The 17,702-nt window shown below is 71.7% G+C and carries 21 protein-coding genes; 12 read left to right on the top strand and 9 right to left on the bottom strand.

Translation table 11 applies throughout. The features are described from left to right. The first annotated feature begins 1 nt into the window (after position 1). Genes VGK78_RS11145 through VGK78_RS11120 form a run of 6 tightly spaced genes read left to right on the top strand, consistent with a single transcriptional unit; the run spans position 2 to position 4,799 of the window. Complete coding sequence (locus VGK78_RS11145) at positions 2–466, top strand: hypothetical protein (RefSeq protein ID WP_331527703.1); 465 nt, start codon at positions 2–4, stop codon at positions 464–466. Beyond that, positions 466–1,335 carry a cytochrome c oxidase assembly protein gene (locus tag VGK78_RS11140; RefSeq protein WP_331527702.1) on the top strand — a complete coding sequence of 290 codons (870 nt, stop codon included), beginning with the start codon at positions 466–468 and terminating at the stop codon, positions 1,333–1,335. Before VGK78_RS11145 ends, VGK78_RS11140 begins: the two co-directional genes overlap by 1 nt. Further along, entirely contained in the window at positions 1,332–2,132 is an 801-nt protein-coding gene (locus VGK78_RS11135) for a c-type cytochrome (RefSeq protein WP_331527701.1), read from the top strand. The genes VGK78_RS11140 and VGK78_RS11135 overlap by 4 nt, the downstream gene beginning before the upstream one ends. Beyond that, positions 2,129–2,983, top strand: a complete 855-nt coding sequence (locus VGK78_RS11130) for a ubiquinol-cytochrome c reductase iron-sulfur subunit (protein ID WP_331527700.1) — start codon at positions 2,129–2,131, stop codon at positions 2,981–2,983. The genes VGK78_RS11135 and VGK78_RS11130 overlap by 4 nt, the downstream gene beginning before the upstream one ends. Continuing rightward, positions 2,980–4,494 carry a cytochrome b gene (locus VGK78_RS11125; protein ID WP_331527699.1) on the top strand — a complete coding sequence of 505 codons (1,515 nt, stop codon included), beginning with the start codon at positions 2,980–2,982 and terminating at the stop codon, positions 4,492–4,494. Before VGK78_RS11130 ends, VGK78_RS11125 begins: the two co-directional genes overlap by 4 nt. Beyond that, positions 4,491–4,799 carry a hypothetical protein gene (locus VGK78_RS11120; protein ID WP_331527698.1) on the top strand — a complete coding sequence of 103 codons (309 nt, stop codon included), beginning with the start codon at positions 4,491–4,493 and terminating at the stop codon, positions 4,797–4,799. The genes VGK78_RS11125 and VGK78_RS11120 overlap by 4 nt, the downstream gene beginning before the upstream one ends. 170 nt (positions 4,800–4,969) lie before the next feature. Here the strand turns inward: VGK78_RS11120 and VGK78_RS11115 are convergent, their stop codons facing one another. Next, entirely contained in the window at positions 4,970–5,755 is a 786-nt protein-coding gene (locus VGK78_RS11115) for a class I SAM-dependent methyltransferase (protein WP_331527697.1), read from the bottom strand. Positions 5,756–5,916: 161 nt separating this feature from the next. Here VGK78_RS11115 and VGK78_RS11110 point away from each other — a divergent pair, with 161 nt between their 5' ends. Next, positions 5,917–6,729 carry a glycoside hydrolase family 16 protein gene (locus tag VGK78_RS11110; RefSeq protein WP_331527696.1) on the top strand — a complete coding sequence of 271 codons (813 nt, stop codon included), beginning with the start codon at positions 5,917–5,919 and terminating at the stop codon, positions 6,727–6,729. Between the two features lie 66 nt (positions 6,730–6,795). Further along, complete coding sequence (locus VGK78_RS11105) at positions 6,796–7,542, top strand: aminoglycoside phosphotransferase family protein (RefSeq protein ID WP_331527695.1); 747 nt, start codon at positions 6,796–6,798, stop codon at positions 7,540–7,542. A gap of 31 nt (positions 7,543–7,573) precedes the next feature. On the opposite strand, the gene VGK78_RS11100 is transcribed toward VGK78_RS11105, so the two are convergent. Further along, a complete protein-coding gene (locus VGK78_RS11100; RefSeq protein WP_331527694.1) occupies positions 7,574–7,696 on the bottom strand; it encodes a hypothetical protein in 123 nt (40 codons plus the stop codon). A gap of 133 nt (positions 7,697–7,829) precedes the next feature. Between VGK78_RS11100 and VGK78_RS11095 the strand changes: the two genes are divergently transcribed. Beyond that, positions 7,830–8,789, top strand: coding sequence for a hypothetical protein (locus VGK78_RS11095; protein WP_331527693.1), 960 nt, complete (start codon positions 7,830–7,832; stop codon positions 8,787–8,789). Positions 8,790–8,810: 21 nt separating this feature from the next. Here VGK78_RS11095 and VGK78_RS11090 read toward each other — a convergent pair whose 3' ends face one another. The 4 genes from VGK78_RS11090 to VGK78_RS11075 form a co-directional block, all read right to left on the bottom strand. Beyond that, the gene (locus VGK78_RS11090) at positions 8,811–9,350 is read right to left on the bottom strand and encodes a pyridoxamine 5'-phosphate oxidase family protein (protein WP_331527692.1); all 540 of its coding nucleotides are present in this window, start codon (positions 9,348–9,350) and stop codon (positions 8,811–8,813) included. 121 nt (positions 9,351–9,471) lie between these two features. Next, on the bottom strand, positions 9,472–10,521 hold the full coding sequence (locus tag VGK78_RS11085) for an NAD-dependent epimerase/dehydratase family protein (protein WP_331527691.1): 1,050 nt from the start codon (positions 10,519–10,521) through the stop codon (positions 9,472–9,474). A 31-nt stretch (positions 10,522–10,552) separates the two neighbouring features. After that, on the bottom strand, positions 10,553–10,987 hold the full coding sequence (locus VGK78_RS11080) for a CBS domain-containing protein (RefSeq protein ID WP_331527690.1): 435 nt from the start codon (positions 10,985–10,987) through the stop codon (positions 10,553–10,555). Positions 10,988–11,058: 71 nt separating this feature from the next. Then, on the bottom strand, positions 11,059–12,285 hold the full coding sequence (locus VGK78_RS11075) for a cytochrome P450 (RefSeq protein WP_331527689.1): 1,227 nt from the start codon (positions 12,283–12,285) through the stop codon (positions 11,059–11,061). A gap of 61 nt (positions 12,286–12,346) precedes the next feature. Between VGK78_RS11075 and VGK78_RS11070 the strand changes: the two genes are divergently transcribed. Together VGK78_RS11070 and VGK78_RS11065 are read left to right on the top strand one after the other, a co-directional pair. After that, complete coding sequence (locus VGK78_RS11070) at positions 12,347–13,531, top strand: zinc-dependent alcohol dehydrogenase (protein ID WP_331527688.1); 1,185 nt, start codon at positions 12,347–12,349, stop codon at positions 13,529–13,531. Beyond that, on the top strand, positions 13,528–14,508 hold the full coding sequence (locus VGK78_RS11065) for an SDR family oxidoreductase (protein WP_331527687.1): 981 nt from the start codon (positions 13,528–13,530) through the stop codon (positions 14,506–14,508). Before VGK78_RS11070 ends, VGK78_RS11065 begins: the two co-directional genes overlap by 4 nt. 13 nt (positions 14,509–14,521) lie before the next feature. On the opposite strand, the gene VGK78_RS11060 is transcribed toward VGK78_RS11065, so the two are convergent. After that, a complete protein-coding gene (locus VGK78_RS11060) occupies positions 14,522–15,856 on the bottom strand; it encodes a hypothetical protein (RefSeq protein WP_331527686.1) in 1,335 nt (444 codons plus the stop codon). After that, positions 15,857–16,597: an alpha/beta fold hydrolase gene (locus VGK78_RS11055; protein WP_331527685.1), complete on the bottom strand. Its 741-nt coding sequence runs from the start codon at positions 16,595–16,597 to the stop codon at positions 15,857–15,859. Between the two features lie 130 nt (positions 16,598–16,727). On the opposite strand from VGK78_RS11055, the gene VGK78_RS11050 reads away from it, so the two are divergent. Further along, positions 16,728–16,919 carry a hypothetical protein gene (locus VGK78_RS11050; RefSeq protein ID WP_331527684.1) on the top strand — a complete coding sequence of 64 codons (192 nt, stop codon included), beginning with the start codon at positions 16,728–16,730 and terminating at the stop codon, positions 16,917–16,919. 366 nt (positions 16,920–17,285) lie between these two features. Here VGK78_RS11050 and VGK78_RS11045 read toward each other — a convergent pair whose 3' ends face one another. Next, the gene (locus tag VGK78_RS11045; RefSeq protein WP_331527683.1) at positions 17,286–17,702 is read right to left on the bottom strand and encodes a VOC family protein; all 417 of its coding nucleotides are present in this window, start codon (positions 17,700–17,702) and stop codon (positions 17,286–17,288) included.

Below are 17,702 nucleotides of genomic sequence, written 5' to 3'. Positions count from 1 at the left end.
CATGAGCCGACCCACCACGCCCCCGGAGTCACCGCCGACCGCGTCGTCGGACGGGTCGACGGGCGCTTCCGGCGGCGCACGGAGCGGACGGGTCGGGCCGATCCTGACCTGGTTCGCGGTCGTCGGTGGTGTGGTCGCCTGGGCGGTGAGCCTGGCGGTCTCGTGGTCGACCATGGAGCTGGGGTGCCTGGTCCGCTACCCGGCGTACGACCTGCAGCACGGCGGAAGTCCGTCGCGGGCGGAGTACGCCGTGACCATCGGCGCCATCGTGATCCCCTGGCTGGTCACCCTGCTCGCGCTGCTGGCCTGCCTGCGCCTCCGGGTGCTGGTCCGGCGCCTCGAGGACGACGACCTCGCGAAGGGCCGGCTCCACCTGCTGATGGTGATCGGGCTGTTCCTCGACTCGATGATGCTGGCCGCGATCACCGGCGGCGGGATCGCGCTCTACGTGCTGGAGGCGTGCTGATGACCGCGGCCCTGGCCTGGAGCGCCGCCGTGGTCGGCGGGTGCCTGCTGCTCGCGGGCGCGGTCTGCTACATCCGAGGGCTGCATCGCCTGCACCGCAGCGCGAGCGGCCGCTCCCACCTCGGCCGACCGTGGGCCGTGGCGGCCGCCGTTGTCGTCGCAGGCGTCGTTACCGCCCCTCCGCTGGGTGAGCTCCTCGAGGAGCGGCTGTCCACGCACATGGCTCAGCACATGACGCTGATCCTGGTGTCGGCGCCGCTGCTCGCGCTGTCCAGGTGCGGCCTGCCCCTGCTCGCCGGCCTTCCTCGCGCCGCACGCCGTCCGCTCACCCGGCTGCAGCACCGGCTCCTCCGGCCGGCCGTGATCGGACCGCACCTCGCCTGGGGCGCCTACATCGGTGCGCTCTGGCTCTGGCACCTGCCCGCGGCGTACGACGAGGCGGTGGCCTCGACGTACGCACACGTCGCCGAGCACGCCTGCTTCCTGCTGACGGCCTGGCTGTTCTGGTGGCACCTGTTCGGTCCGGCCCGACGGCGGCTCACCGGACCCGCCGCGGTGCTGTACGTCGCCGCCGCGATCCCGCCGGGGGCCGCGCTCGGCGCTCTGCTGACCTTCATCGACCACCCGCTCTACCCGGCCCAGGCACAGGCGGCGCACGCGGCGGGTGCGGACGTGATCGTCGACCAGCGCATCGGCGGGCTCGTGATGTGGGTGCCGATGGACTTCTTCTTCGTGGCCCTCGCGGTCGTTCTCGTCGGCGGCTGGCTGCGCGCGCTGCAGCGGCGCTGGCCCGAGCCGGAGTACGGCCAGATCGACGACCCTGTCGACGGCATGGTGCTGGAGGAGCCCTCCGTGGGAGGCGCCCGATGAGCGGACGGACCAGACGCTCCTGGGTGGTGCGATCGCTGGGACTCCTGGCAGTCATCGGGGCGGCGCTGTGGCTGACCACGACGCTGCGCGCGGGCTCCGCGGTGGCCGGAGCCGGCACGGCGTACTCTCCGTCCCGCGCCGGTGACACCAACCTCGGGCAGCACGTCTTCCTCCGCGACTGCGCGTGGTGCCACGGGATCCAGGCGCAGGGCACCAGCCGCGGGCCGGACCTGCGCTCGGCGGGGCCGGCGTACGTCGACTTCATGCTGAAGACCGGCCGGATGCCGCTGCTCGAGCCGGACGCCACCACCGAGCCGCACACCCAGAAGTACGACGCGGCCACCATCGCCGCGCTGGTGCAGTACGTCGGCGAGCAGCTCGGCTCGGGTGAGCCGCTCCCCCAGCTCTCGGCCGGCGACATCACGTCCGGGCGCACGGTCTTCCTGGCCAGCTGCGCCGCCTGCCACTCCTCCTCCGGCACCGGGACCATCCTCCAGGACGGCACCCGGGTGCCCCAGCTGTACGACACCCCGTCGGAGCAGATCGCCGAGGCGGTGCGGGTCGGCCCGGGTGAGATGCCGCCGTTCGGTGCCAAGACCCTCGACGACCAGGAGCTGAACGACGTGGTCAGCTACGTCCAGCAGCTCGGGCCGCAGCAGGTCGAGGGCGGCCATCCGCTCGACCAGTACGGGCCGATCGCGGAGAGCCTGCTCGCCTTCCTGATCCCGCTGCCGCTCCTCGTGATCATCATTCTCCTGCTCGGCCGCCGGGCACCCCGTAAGGAATCCGAAGAGTGAGCCGCGCTCCGGCCCCGCGTCCGGTCGTGCTCTGCTTCGGCCTGGGCACGCTGTGCGCGATGGGCTTCGCCGCGGCGTACGTCCTCGACCTGAGCACGCCGGTCCTGGGCGCCGTCCTCGGCGGCTCGCTGACGCTGATAGCGCTGGCCCTTGCGGTGTGGTCGCACCGGATCGACCAGGAGGAGCCGGACTACGTCGAGGAGCGGGCGATCGGCCCGACGTCGTCGGAGCAGTTCGAGCACTTCCGGCAGGCGCTCACCGAGTCGCCCGTGCCCCGGTCCGGCTTCCTGTGGGGGATGTTCGGGCTGTCGGTCACGACGCTGGGCGCGGCGCTGCTGTTCCCGCTGCGCTCGCTGCTGCCCTCGATGAGCGAGGTGCCCGACGAGGTCCTCTCCGAGAGTGCGTTCAGCCAGGGCCGGCGGCTGATGACCGAGGAGCTCCAGCCGGTCAAGCCCGACGACCTCGAGGTCGGTGGGTATCTCACCGTGTTCCCCGATGGGTCCGACCCCCGCCAGGACGTCGGCGCGACGCTGCTGATCCGGGTCTCGCCAGACCAGCTGCAGCTACCGGCCGACCGCACCAACTGGGCGGTCGACGGCGTCGTCGCCTACTCCAAGCTGTGCACGCATGCCGGCTGCCCGGTCGGGTTGTACGCCGACCAGCCGGCGCAGCTGCTGTGCCCCTGCCACCACTCGGTGTTCAACGTGCTCGACGGCGCGAAGCCGATGCAAGGTCCCGCCTCCCACCCGCTGCCGCAGCTGCCGCTCGCCCTCGACGGCGACGGCAACCTGGTCGCGAACGGCCCGTTCTCGGGCCCCGTCGGTGCCGCCTGGTGGGGGTACCGCGCATGAGGGCGCGACGCGCGAACCGGGTGCTCCGGCTCGCCGACGAGCGGCTGGGGTACGCCTCGGTCGCCCGCAAGACGATGGCGAAGATCTTCCCCGACCACTGGTCGTTCATGCTCGGCGAGATCGCGCTGTACAGCTTCATGTTCCTGGTCGCGACCGGCATCTACCTGGTGCTCTTCTTCGACCCGAGCTCGCACCTCACGACGTACGACGGCTCGTACGCGCCGATGCACGGCAAGGAGGTGTCGAGCGCCTACGCCTCGACGGTGAGCATCAGCTTCGACGTGCGCGCAGGGCTGCTGGTGCGGCAGGCGCACCACTGGGCCGCTCACATCTTCGTCGGCGCCATCGTGCTGCACCTCTGCCGGATCTTCTTCACGGGGATGTTCCGCAAGCCCCGCGAGCTGAACTGGACGGTCGGGGTCACCCTGCTGATCCTGGCGATCTTCAACGGCTTCGCCGGCTACTCGCTCCCGGACGACCTGCTGTCGGGCACGGGGCTGCACATCTTCTTCTCGATCGCCGAGGGGACGCCGTTCATCGGAGACTGGTTGGCGTTCCTGGTCTTCGGCGGCAACTTCCCCGGCGACGTGATCATCGAGCGCCTCTACGCGCTCCACATCCTGATCGTGCCGGCGTTGATCGCGATCCTGATCACCGTGCACATGGCCGTCCTGATCCGGCAGAAGCACAGCCACTTCTCCGGTCCCGGCCGGTCGGACGCGAACGTGGTCGGCTCGCGGATGTGGCCGTCGTACGCCATCCGGTCGCTGTCGCTGATGTTCTTCGTCAGCGCGGTGTGCGTCCTGCTCGGCGGCTTCGCGCAGATCAACCCGATCTGGGTGTGGGGCGACTTCTCCAGCCCCCAGATCACCGCACCCTCCGTCGCCGACTGGTACGTCGGGTGGATCGAGGGCGCGCTGCGCCTCTTCCCGCCGATGGAGCCGCATCTGCTGGGCTTCACGATCCCCAACCAGTTCTGGGCCGGCGTCCTGCTCCCCCTCGTGACCTTCGCGGCGTTGTACCTGTGGCCGTGGATCGACCGTCGGCTCACCCACGACTACGGCACCCACCACCTGACCGGGCGGCCGCGCGAGAGCCCCGGACGGGTGGCGATCGGCGTCGCGGCGCTGACCTTCTACGGCGTGTGCCTCGTGGCGATGTCGGAGGAGACCCTGGTGCAGTGGACGCACGCGCCGGTCGCCGACATCCGCAACACGCTGCGCGTCGTGGTGATCGTCCTGCCCTTCGTCACCGGCTTCATCGCGCACCGCATCGCACGGGCGCTGCGTGACAGCGGCGCGGGCGGGCTGCTGCTGCTGTCGAAGGCCGACTGGCGCCGCGCTCGTGAGGTGCGCCGGGCGGGCAAGGCGCCGCCCATCCCACCGTCCGAGCCGCCGACCGAGGAGGAGTCGCCCGAGGCACCGGCTCCCGGCGAGCCGCTGGACGAGGAGGGCCGTCCGCTCACCGAGTCCCCCGCCTGGGTCCATCCCGGCGGGAGGATCCCCGAATGAGGCCGTCGGAGAGGGGTCGTGTCGTCGTCACCCAGCAGCCGGACGGCTGGTGGCGCTGGCGCTACGAGCCGGCCTCACCGGACGGCGACGTCCTGGTCAGCAACGAGGCCCACCCCGAGCGGGGGGAGGCGGTCGAGAGCGCCCGCAAGGCCTACCCGAGCCTGTACCCGAACGTCGAGTCGCCCCAGGTCCCGAAGCACCGCCTCCGCACCCTGGTACGCCGTGCGGCCACCGGCGCGCTGGTCGTCGGCGTCGTCGTCGCCGCGGCCAAGTCCGGCAACCGCAGAGCCGGAGCCGGTGGTTGAGCAGGTCGCTCCCCACGGGTGGTTCGAGGAAGGCCCGCCGTACGCACTGCTTCGCGAGCGTTTCGTGAGCCTCGAGGGGGCCACAACCCACCCAGGGCCGCCGATCACCCGCGTAGGCGGGTGATCCGACAACGGACTCGTCGGGTCCAAAGACGCCCGGAGGTGGTGGGTCAGGTCGACAGCCGCCTGGTCCGGAGGACGCAGGTGAGCATGGGAAGCTCGAACTCGCTCGCGGCGGTCTCGGGACGGCTCGCGAGGAAGGCGCGGATCTGGCCGAGCCGCGCCTCTCGTTCCCGCTCCGGCATCACCAACATGCCCGCGCGGGTCGCGAGCGTCTCGACCAAGGAGTCGGCCGTTCGGCGCTGTCCGTGCGGGAACTCCGCCTGCTCCGGCGTACCGAAACGGGCCGTTGCGCCGTTCGCGGGAAGATGGGCGGTCGCGGTCTCGGCACGCCAGCTGTCGGGCGTGTCACGCGGACCGATGGCCTCGCTGCCGCTGACGCGTCGCAGCTCCGCGACCCAGTCGATCCGATCGTCCAGCACATTCCAGAGCCCGGAGAGGATGCCGCCGGGCACGAGGACGCGAGCGATCTCCGGACCCGCGAACGCCATGTCGAACCAGTGCATGGCGTTGCCCGCCACCACCGCGTCGACGGACGCGTCGGCAAGCGGTATCGCCTCCGCACTTCCGGACCTGGCCGGGACATTCGGCAACCGCCTGTGCAGCTCGGCCAGCATCGCCGGATCGGGCTCGACCGCGGTGGTCTCGAGCCCGGCCGCGACCAGCGTGCCGGTGAGCTTGCCCGTGCCGGCACCGAGGTCCAGCACGCGAGGGCCCGGAGCCAGGTCGAGCGCCCACCGCACCGCCGCCTGGGCGTAGTCGGGACGGTGCTCCTCATACGCGGCCGCAGCCCTGCCGAACGACGACGCGTGTCGAAGCCGGTCGCCTTCGTCCACGGCCCCCAACCTACTGACATCCGTGAACTGCCATTCGCCCTACATGGGCGATCGTGTCGTGCGATCCTGCCGTCGTGCTCACTCGGAAGTCGCGTCGATCGGCCACCCCCCTCAGTTCGAGCGTCGGAACCGGTCGAGGCCCGGCCAGATCCCGGAGATACGTGTCCGCCCTCGGCGGCATGGTCCTCGCCGGCACGGCGATGGCGGTCGTCGGGGCAGGCACACCGGCCGAGATGGCGCAGGTGCGGCCGGCCTCGTCGCGCCCCTGTGTGGGTTACTGCAAGTACCCCACGAACGCGGCCGCGGTGTTCCGGTGGGGCAAGCCGGCGTGGGACCAGGAGTTCGAGGTCGGGTCGCTCGGCAACAACTGGAAGTCCAACCACCCCGGCCTGATCTACCAGGTGAACGGCATGCTCACCCTCGACGCGTCGAAGGGCCCCGCCAACGTCACGGCGTACCCCAGCGACCAGGCCGCCCGGGTGGGCCGCTGGGAGGCGCGGGTGCGCGCCCGGGAGCCGCAGAAGGGCACGGGGGCGCACTACCGCTACACCTGGGAGCTGGTCCCGGCGAGTGGCGACGACAGCTGCGGCGCGAACAGGATCGTGCTCGGCACCTACTCGCCCGGTGACACGCGGGTCCGCGGCTCGGTGAACACGCTCCCGGACCACCGCTTCACCTACGCCCGCAAGCGAGACCTGCGTTCACTGGCGTGGCACACGTACGCCGTCGAGATCACCAAGCGCCACATCTCCTGGTTCGTCGACACCAAGGTGATCAGGACGGAACGGCGGCGCGCTGCCCTCTCCGGCATCAGGTACCGCCCGCAGTTCGTGATGCAGTCGGTGCCCGGCGCCACCATGCGGCCGTCGTTCATGCAGATGGACTGGGTCCGCTACTACACGCTGAAGCGTCCGAACGCCCACTCGATCGACGCCCCGCAGATGCACCTGACCACCGTCACTCCACGCTGCTGAAACTCGTCTCGCATCTCACCGAGCGCCGACAAAACCGGTGGGTACGCCGGTCACCGTCTCGCGACAATGGCCGACGTGGAAGACGTGCAGGTCGTCGTGGCTCACCAGGAGCGTGCGACCGTGCGCGTCGGCGAGGTGTTCCTGAAGATCGACGCCGATCAGCGACGTACCGACGTCGAGGTCGAAGCCATGGCCCGGGCGCCGATCCCGACACCGCAGGTGCTGTGGCGGAAGCCGCCGGTGCTCGCGCTCGCCGGTCTCCCGGGGTCAGCACTGGGCCGGCTCGGCGAGCCGCCGACGTCGTCACCGAAGGCCTGGTCGGCGGCGGGTGCCGCCGTACGGACGCTGCACGACGCGGCGCCGCCACCCTGGCCCGGCCGGACCCTCGACGAGGTCGCGTCGAGCCTGGAGCGTGAATGCACGTGGCTCCTCGCGAACGACGTCCTCCCCGCCGACCTGGTCACACGGAACCGCCGGATCGCCGAGGCGGCGCTCCGGCCCTGGACGCCGGTGTTCATGCACGGCGACCTGCAGGTCGCCCACGTGTTCGTCGACGGTGACCGGGTCACCGGCGTGGTCGACTGGTCCGAGGCGGGTCCCGGCGACGGGCTGTACGACCTCGCGAGCCTGACGCTCGGGCACCGGGAGCACCTCGGTGACGTCATCGCCGGCTACGGCGCCGAGGTCGAGGTCGACGTGATCCGTGCCTGGTGGTCATGGCGCAGCCTGATCGCCGTCCGATGGCTGGTGGAGCACGGCTTCGACCCGGCCGCACCGGGCTGCGAGGTCGACGTACTGCGATCCCAGGTCTGAGGCTGCCCAGCGCGGGCACGGCCGGTCAGACTCAGTAGCCTCCGCCGCCGCCCCCGCCGCTGCTGCCTCCGCCGCTGTAGACGACCAGCAGGATGATGATGACGGCCACGATGACCACGACCAGTCCACCGAGGATCCATCGTTTGGTCAGCACGCTGACCACCGACTCTCTTCTATCGGATGTTGATGTGCCCAGGGCACATCCGTCACTGGGAACTACGCACCGGGGCTCCGGTTCGTTCAGGTTCCAGGGGCCGATCGAGCCGGCGGTCTGCGATCCTCACAGGGTGGACGAGAGGACGGCAGCCGCGGTGTCGTGGCTGCTCGAGGCCGACGACCCAGCGGTGCGACACCTGGCCCGCCGAGAGCTCGTGGGCACGGACTCCGTCACGGACCTGACCGGTCCCACGGCAGGTCCCTGGGTGTCCGCCCTTCTTGCCGGGCAGCAGGAGGACGGCGGGTTCGGCGGCGACCCGTACCGCAAGTGGACCGGCGCGCACTGGCGCCTGGTGTCGCTGGCGGAGCTCGGCGTGCCCGCCGACGACCGGCGCGTGGCGGCCGCCGCCGAGCACGTGCTGGCGTGGATCGCGAACGGCCTGAGGTATCCGCCGCGAGTCGTGGAGGGTCTGCCGCGTTCACACGCCAGCGTCCATGGCAACGCCCTGGGCGCATGCGCGCGGTTGGGACTTGCCGGGGACGAGCGCGCCGCGCGGCTGGCCGAGGCGATCATCTCCTGGCAGTGGCCGGACGGCGGCTGGAACTGCGACAACCAGGCGGACGGACACCGTTCGTCGTTCCACGAGTCGCTCCGGACGGCGTGGGGCCTGCAGGAGTACGCCGCGGCCACCGGCCACGAAGGTGCCCAAGATGCGGCAGACCGCGCCGTCGAGCTGTTCCTCGAGCACCGGGTGTTTCGCAGGGGCGGCAGTGGCGAGCCGATCAACGCCCGCTGGCTGTCCACGCCGTACCCGTCGTACTGGCACTACGACGTGCTCGCTGCGCTGCTCGTCATCGCCCGTGGAGGGAAGACGAACGATCCTCGCGCGTCGGACGCCCTGGATCTTCTCGAGGACAAGCGCCGACCGGACGGCCGGTGGAACGCCCAGGCGCAGTGGTGGCGCGCGTCCGACAGCAGGACCACGCCCGAGGTCGTCGACTGGGGTGCCGCCGGCCGCCCCAACCTGATGGTCACCCTCAACGCCCTCCGCGTGCTCGTTGCTGCCGGCCGGGTGAGCCTCGAGGACTAGCGCGGCCCAGCGCCACGTGCCCTAGGGATCCAGCAGCCCGAGGTCGGCTGGTTCGGGCGGACCGAGACTGGTGGCGCCGGTCCCCCTCCGCACGTACTCGCGTCCCTGCGGCCACAGCACGGTGAACTGGTCACCCGTGGCATCGTCGTAACGCAGGTAGGACACCGAGTCGATGTCGACGCGGAACAGGTGGACCCGATCGGGATCCGGCCGCCACCCCAGGGCGGCCGACACCGCGTCCGCGTAACGCTCCCGCACACCGCGGTCCTCCTCCGCGTGGCAGCGCCCGCGCAGCTTGTACTCCCCGTCGCCGCCGTCGCGGCTGGACACGATGCTGTGCACCAGCACCCTCGGGTCGCGGGCCAGGTCTGCCGCCTTGTGCGATCCCCAGAGCATCGACAACCACAGCTCGCCGTCGAGCACGAACGGCTCGACCGGGCTGATCCGTGGAGCGCCGTCCCGACGGATCGTGCCGACGAGCACCACACCCGGAGCGAGCAGCTTCTTCCTGCCCAGAGCCGCCAGCCCTCGGGCGGCCGCTTCGAAGTCGGCCCAACGCATGCCCAACACCTCCACGAGGTCAGTCGATGAATCCAGCCCAGCAGCAACAACCGACATCCGCGAGGGCCTGGCGCGGTGGCCGGCGGTGTGTGCCGGGGCCTCGACGTACCAGCGGAAGCGGTCAGGAGCGGCGGCCGACACCCGTCGCCAGCTCGTGCGCACGCCCCGGCCCGCTGGTGGCGGGCGACAGGGGCGGGGTGGGTGGAGTGTCGAGGTCGGCCGGCGCCTCGAGGAAGGTGCGGACGGCGTCCTCCGCCGTCGTCGTGGCGCTCCAGCGCAGCTCGCGGCGGGCGCGCTCGGTCGACATCACCGGGACGCGCATCAGCAGGTCGAACAGCTCCGGAGCCGTCGGGATCATCCGCCCGTGGAACGCCGCGCTGGTGGCGGCCCGGAGCGCGGCGGCGGGGACATGCCTGGGCTGGGCCCGCAGGATCTCGCCCAGCTCGGCCGGACCCAGCACCGGGGTCGCGGCGACGTTGAAGGCGCCGGCGACGTCTCCGGTGACCGCGGTCAGGTAGGCCGCGGCGACGTCGGTGGTGTGGATCGCCTGCAGCCGCAGCGAGCTCGGCAGCGGCAGCACCGGCACCCGTCCCGGCCGAAGCAGCCGACGACTGAGGAAGGGTCCGAGGAACAGCCGGCGCTGCTGCTCCGCGGCCTCGGCCCGGAAGGTGAACGCAGGACGGAGCCGTACGACGCGCTGCTGCGGATGATCGACCTCGTGCCGGTCGAGCAGCCGCTCGACGTACGCCTTCTCCCGGCTGTACGCCGCCTGCGGCACCGAGTCGGTCGGCCACGCCTCCGAGACGGGCAGAAGGTCGACCCGGGAGGAGTACGCACCGACGGACGAGGCGTGCACGAGGGCCGGCACCCCGGCCTTCGCCGCCGCCGCGAACACCCGGGCGCTGCCGACGACGTTCGACTGCCAGGTGACCTCCGCCCGCCTCATGGGGTGGAACAGCCAGGCCAGGTGCACCACGGCGTCAGCTCCGTCGAAGACCGGCTCGAGGTTCGCCGTGCTGACGTCGCCCCAGAACCAGTCGACGCCGTCCGGCTGCCACTCGTGACGCCGGCGGCACACGCCGGTCACCGACATGACCTCGGGGCTGCGCACCAGCGCCTCGACGAGCGCCGTACCGACGTTGCCACTGGCTCCGGTGACGACGACCCTCATCGGCACGCCCTCCGTCGAAGAGCGATCGGCGTCATGACCCGCTGTTGTCCGGGGCCGCGGACAGGGCGGCGAGCAGCTCGCCGGCCTGCTGCGGCGACGTCGCGCGCGCCACGTCGGCCTGGGCGACCATGCCCACGAGCCGGTCGCCGTCGATCACCGGCAGCCGGCGTACGCCGTGCTCGATCATCGTGCGCAGCGCCTCCTCGATGGCGTCGTCCGCACCGATCGTGACCGCCCTGCCGTCGGCCGGCTCCGAGACCCGGGTCGTCGCGGGGTCGCGTCCCTCGGCGATGCCGGCGACGACGATGTCCCGGTCGGTGACCATGCCCTCGAGCCGCTCGTCCACCCCGCAGATCGGCAGAGCGCCGACGCCGAGGTCGCGCATCTTGCGCGCGGCATCCAGGAGCGTGTCGTCGGCTCCGGCGCACTCGGCGCCTTCGGTCATGATCTCGCGGGCGGTGGTCATCTGCTCTCTCCTGCTGGCTCCGGTTGGTCCGTGGTGGCGGGGCGTCTGCCAAGTACCCGGCCCCCCGCGCGTCACACCCGGACGCCGCTGAGCCGGAGACCGAGCCTGGGGAGCGCGGGGATGCGTTGCCGGTCCGGCGCGCCGGACGACACGCGGAACGACACCCCCGCCAGGCGCTCGACCGTCCTGTCCAGCACCGACGCCGTGAGATCCTCGCCGGGGCACCGGTGTCCGGTACGTACGTCGCCGCCTCCCTGCGGCACCAGCTCGAACTCCCCGACCGGCCGCTCCATGAATCGCTCCGGCCGGAAGCGGTCGGGGTCGCCCCAGGACGGATGACGGTTGGTGCCGGGTACGTCGAGCAGCACGGCGTCGCCCACGTCCAGCTCGTGTCCCTGCCAGGTGGTCTCCCGGCGTACCCGCCCCAGCAGCGCCGGCACGAACGGACTCACGCGACGTACCTCCTGGACGAACGCGCGTCTCGCCACCTCCTGACCCGGGTCCGCCAGGGTCGGCCCCAGCCCCGGGTGGCGCACCAGCTCCCAGCCGGCGAAGGTCCCCAGCCACGCCACGGCCACGGCCGGCCGCAGCACGTTGAGGAGCTCGACCGCCGCCACCCGAGGAGGCAGCTCCGCCCAGGCTGCGTCGGGCTTCACCCGGTCGAGCACGGTCCCCGCCGGCGCGACCATCCTGCCGGCGCGGGTGCGTCGGACGATCCGCTCGGCCCACGCGTCTGCCCACCACCGCGCAGCCCAGCCCCGCGCGTAGGGCGCCGGTGTGAGCCCGAAGCCGGCGACGATCGCCGCCAGGCGACGGCTGATCCGGTCAGCATCGGCAAAGTGACCTACGCCGATGCCGGCCCAGTCGAGCGCGGCACCGCCGTAGCAGCGGACGAGCTCGTCATGCAGGGAGAACTCCCCCAGCTCCGGCCAACGCCGCACGGCCCGGGTGAGCCGCTCCTCGACGAGGCCGGTCAGTGTCCGCTCGGAGGACAGGGTCTCCAGGAACATCGCCTTCCGCCGGCGGTGCTCCTCGTCGTCCAGGCCGTGCACCGCGCCCCGGCCGAACAGCAGCCCCGACAGCGGCCGAGGCACCGCGCCACGCCGCGCGACCACGCTCTCGTCGTAGAAGAAGCGTGCCCCCGGCTCGCCCCGGACGACCAGGCACGGACGGCCGAACATCCGCGCACGGAGCGCATCCTCGGCGTACGCGCGAGGATCGGCGTCCCACATCCGCGGCAGCGCGTCGTACCCCTCGCGCCACAACCTCCAGGCGACATCGTCCGTGGCGCCGTCCATGCTGGTCGGTGCCCTCTCGCGGCCGGCGCATGCGTCGAGGTGCAACGGGTAACGGGCGGGAATGAAGGCAGTCACATTCCAGGGCCCGCACACCCTCTCCGTCGACCAGGTGCCTGACCCGAGCATTCAGCAGCCCACCGACGCGATCGTGCGGATGACGTCCACCGCGATCTGCGGCTCCGACCTGCACCTCTACGACATCCTCGGCATGTGGATCAACAAGGGCGACATCCTCGGCCACGAGCCGATGGGGATCGTCGAGGAGGTCGGCCCCGACGTCACCCAGATCAAGCCCGGTGACCGGGTGGTCGTGCCGTTCAACATCTCCTGCGGCCACTGCTGGATGTGCTCGCGCGGCTTCATGGCGCAGTGCGAGACGACCCAGGTCACCGGCCAGGGCAAGGGCGCGGCACTGTTCGGCTACACCAACCTGTACGGCGCGGTCCCCGGCGCGCAGGCGGAGTACCTGCGGGTCCCCCAGGCGCACTTCGGCCCGATCAAGGTGCCCAGCGACCATCCCGACGAGCGGTTCCTGTTCCTCTCGGACATCATCCCGACCGCCTGGCAGTCGGTGAAGTACGCCGACATCGAGCAGGGCAGCACCTGCGCGGTCCTCGGCCTGGGTCCGGTGGGGCAGTTCGCGGTCCGGATCGCGCGGCACCTCGGTGCCGAGCAGGTGATCGCCGTCGACAGCGTCCCGGAGCGGCTCGAGCTGGCCCGCAAGTACGGTGCGGAGACCATCGACGACACCATGGTCGACGACGTGGCGGCGACGATCTTCGAGATGACGCACGGCCGCGGCGTCGACGGGATCATCGACGCGGTCGGCATGGAGGCACACGGGTCCCCTATCCAGGCCGCCATGCTCGGGGCCGCCGGCAAGCTGCCCGACCCGATCGCGCGGAAGATCTCGGAGTCCATCGGGATGGACCGGATGGCGGCGATGCGGACAGCCTTCAGGGCCGTACGCCGGGCCGGCACGATCTCGCTGATCGGTGTGTACGGCGGACAGGCCGACCCGTTCCCGATGCTGGACCTCTTCGACCGGGGCGTGACGATCCGGATGGGCCAGGCCCACGTCAAGCGCTGGATCGACGACATCATGCCGGTGGTCATCGATGACGCCGACCCGCTCGGCACGGAGGATCTGACCACCCATCAGCTGCCGCTCGACGAGGCGCCGCACGGCTACGAGATCTTCAAGCACAAGAAGGACGGCTGCATCAAGGTCGTCCTGAAGCCGTGAGCCGCGGGGTCCACCCGCGGGGTGCCACGGTCGTGGTCACGGGGGCGTCCAGCGGCATCGGCCGCGCGGTCGCGGAGCGGTTCGCCGCCAAGGGCAGCAACCTGACCTTGGTCGCCCGGTCCCAGGCCTCGCTCGCGGAGACCGCCGAGACCTGCCGGGAGGCCGGGGCCGAGGTGCTGGTCGCGCCCGTCGACATCGCCGATCCCGACGCCGTCGACGACGTGGCGGACCGCACGGTGGCGAGGTTCGGCGCGATCGACGTCTGGGTCAACGACGCGGCCGTGATGGCCTACGGCGAGCTGAACGAGACCCCGGTCGCCACCCAGCGCCGGATCATCGAGGTGAACCTGCTGGGCACCATGTGGGGCACCCGATCCGCCCTCCGGGTGATGAAGCCGCGAGGTCGGGGTGCGGTGATCAACGTCGCGTCGCTCTACGGCAAGATCACGACGCCGTACGTCACCGGCTACTCCTCCAGCAAGTTCGGCATCCTCGGCTTCAGCCAGGCGGTGCGCGAGGAGCTGCACGACCATCCCGGCGTCTCGGTCAGCGTGGTCCTCCCGGGCGCCATCGACACCCCGATCTACCAGCACGCGGCGAACTACACCGGACGCGTGGTCAGGCCCGTGCCTCCGGTCGCCTCCCCGCGGCACGTCGCCCGGGTCGTCGTACGCCGTGCACGCCGGCCGCGGCGGCAGACCACGGTCGGCCAGCTCCAGCACACGGCCGCGTGGGGCAAGGCCCTGATGCCCGGTGTCTACGGCCGCCTGACGACGCCGGCGATGAGGTTCGTCGGCTTCCTCGACGAGCCGTCCGAGCCGCACGACGGCAACGTGTTCGAGCCGCAGCCGGAGCTCGACGCGGTCCTCGGCGGCTGGCGTCACCACCCGCTGCGCAACGTCTCGCTCGGCCTGGCGGTGCCGGCCGCGGCGTACGCCTCGTGGACCGCCTGGCGCCGTCACGCGCACGGACGCTGAGCCCGACCGCGGATCACGCCGAGGCCTCGACGGTGATTCGGGGGTCGGTCGCGAGTCCGGCCAGGGCGGCGTCGACCGTCATCGGCAGCCACGTCGCAGCGCCCTCCGGCAGAGAGCGGAGCGCACGGGCGTAGCGCACGAACACCGGGAAGTCGGCCGGGAAGGCGCGTGCGTCGACGCCCAGCAGCCGGCCGCGGATGCGGGCGCGGCCGGCGAGTCGCTGCCAGGTGGCCGCGTCCGCCAGGCCGCGCGACTCGACGCCGTGGCTGAACAGCATGACGTCGATGTCGTCGTACGCCGTGGTGCCGAGGTAGGCGGCGAGATCGGCGGCGGCGGGTTGCACCGGGAAGAACGTCCAGAACGGCACGGAGGCGCTGGTGAGGGTGCGCCACGGGTCGTGCACGACGAAGGAACTGACCAGCAGGCGCTCCGCAGACTCGCCCCGGTCGCGGAGCCAGGCGCGGGTGGTATCGGCCACCGCGGCGGCCGGATGCTGCGGATGCTCGTAGCGGATCTCGACGACCGGGTGAGCGGAGTCGTCGGCCCATGCCCGGATCGACTCGAGCAGTGCGTCGGCGAAGCCCCACTCCGCCTCGGCGGCGGTGTCGTCGGGCACCGGCGCGCCGGGTTCGTCGAGGTACTCGTCGGCGTTCATCCCGCCCTGCGCCCCGGTCTGGAAGAAGTGCCGCTCGCCGTACCTGGTGACCGGCCAGGTCGAGGTGTCCCGCACGACGAGGAGCGGGGCGCCCGGATGCAGGTGCTTGTTCAGGAACTGCAGGTACGAATCAGGCAGCTCGCGCCACTTCACGCGGAAGTAGGCCATCTGCGACGCGCTCAGGGCGTCCTGGTTGGCGTCGTGCATGTGGTGCAGCTCGACACCCGGGTTGGCGTCGAGCAGGGCAGGAGCATGGCGTCCGCCGAACTCTGCGGCGGCGCGATAGTCCCGCGGGTCGACGCCGGGCCGGCGTACCGGGATGAGCAGGGTCTGCGGCAGCCACGGGATGCCGCACGCCGCGGCGAGGTGGGTCAGAGCTCCGTTGGACGACCCGAGGAGCACGGCCGCAGCCGAGCGTGCCGGGTACTTCGCGGTCACCCAGGCGGCCACCTGTTCCAGGTCGATCTCGCCGAGCCGGTCGGGCGGGACGCCCTCGCGACCGCTGGCGATCGCGTAGGCGCGCTGCCGCAACCGCAGCGGCAGCGCCCGGCTCGCGTGGACCAGCGGCACCTTGAACCGCGACTGGCCGAGATGAGGGAAGTCCTTGCCCTGCAGCGCACGTGCGAGCGACTCGAGGAACGCGGAGGCCGAGTCGAACGACGCGACCGCGTCCCCCGGCGACACCGTCGGCATTCAGCCGACCCGTTCGGCGAGGCGCCGCAGAGGCTCGGACCAGACCTCCGGATACAGCCAGACGAAGGCGTGTGCCCCGGGCACCGAGACCCAGTCGGCATCCCCGGCGGCTCGGACCAGCTCGTCCATCCAGCGGTCGGTGCTGAGCCGGTCGTCCTCTGCGCGCAGGGCCCGGACCGGCATCGACAGCCGCGAGACCTGCTCCTCCAACCGGTCACGCAGGTGCACCCGGACCAGGTGCGCGACGCCGCGAGGGCCGGCCCGCTTCCACTCGGGACCGTGGCTCTGCTCGAGCCCCGGCGAGGGTGCCCGGGCGTCCCGTCGCCAGTGGAACAACAGCTTCGGCAGCGAACGCGCGATCGGGTCGATGGTCGGGCTGGCGAGCCCGACCGCGCTCACCCGCTCGGGCGAGAGCACGCCCGTCCACGCCGCGACCTGGGTGCCGCTCGAGTGGCCGACCATCATCACGCGCTCCAGCCCGGTCTCCTGCAGCCAGTGCACGACCGCTTCGCCGTACCCCCGGACGTCGAGCGGGCGCGTCGGCTCGCCGCTCCCGGCGTACCCGGGCACGTCGAGCAGGTGCACTTCGGTCCACTCGCCAAGAGCGGCACACGCCGGCAGCAGGTAGTCCGAGACGGTCATCCCCTGCACGACGACCACGGGCGAGACGCCCTCGCGCCGCTGCCCCAGCACCCGGGTCCTGATGCGTCCCTCGGGCACGTCGGTGTACCGCAGCAGCATCTGCCGAGGCAGCTCCGGCGGCTGTGGATCCGGCGACTCTGGCGGTTTTCTGAGCACCAGCAGTCCGGTACCCAGGCCCGGCCGGTTCCATGAGGTGACTGAACCTCTGCGCGGTGGGTACGAAGGACTCATGCTGAGCCTGCTCGCCGAGCTGCTGTTCATCGTCCTGTTCCTGGGCGGCGTCTTCGCCTTGCTGTTCTTCCTGGAGTGGCTCGAGCGACCCCACCGGTGGATGCGTTCCCCGCAGGTCCGCGCCGCGCAGATCCGCTCCCGACCCGCTCAGTACGCCGCCTCTCGGGCCTCGACTCGCCCGCAGCGCTGACCACCCGCGCCAGGACTCGGCATGAGGGCCGTCCGAGCGGTGGCCGACGCCGGGCGCCGTACGGGGACTGCTGAGCCTGACTCCCGCATCGCCGCCACTCGCGGCCGTCGCCCATCTCGGTCTCGTCTGCGGCGGCGAGCAGGTGCTGCTGCCCGCTCTCGGCGTGGCCGAGCCGACCTGGTCGTACGGCGCGAAGGCGATCGCCACCGACCTGCTGCACCACGCCGTGTACGCCGGCGCGACCAGCCTCGCCTACGCCTGGATCGAGGCCTGACTCACTCGCCTCCAGGTGATGTTGACGAGTCTGCCATCGGTGGCCGAGGGAGCCCCCTCCAGGCATGAAGGCCGCCAGCCCGGTGCATTTCCCTATCGGCCGTTGGCGGACAAGGTCTGGCCGACTTCGATCAGGTGGCCGTCCGGATCGCGCAGGTAGCAGCGCAGCTCGGCGCCGCGATCGGTCGGTGGAGTCAGGAACTGGGCACCACTCGCCCGCCACCGCTGGTAGACCTCCTGGATGTCAGCCACCCGGATGTTGAGAAAGCTGCTGATCCGGTCGGGGTCGGCAGGCGGTTCGAGAGTCACAGTCGGCTTGTCGTCCGTGGGCGGGCCCCCGGTGTTGATGATGATCCAGGAGTTCGCGAGTGCGACGATGGTGGGCTCGCCGTCGAGCAACAGCTCGCCGCCCAGTACCTCGGTATAGAAGCGCCGCGACCGGGTCACGTCTGAGGAAATCACCAGATGGGTGACGACGATGCCCTCGGCGGGTCTCGGGAAGTCGGCCAT

The organism is Nocardioides sp. (assembly GCF_036503465.1).
GTDB lineage: Bacteria > Actinomycetota > Actinomycetes > Propionibacteriales > Nocardioidaceae > Nocardioides.
Note: the sequence above shows the minus strand (reverse complement) of the source record. Positions and strands in the feature narration are given on the sequence as shown.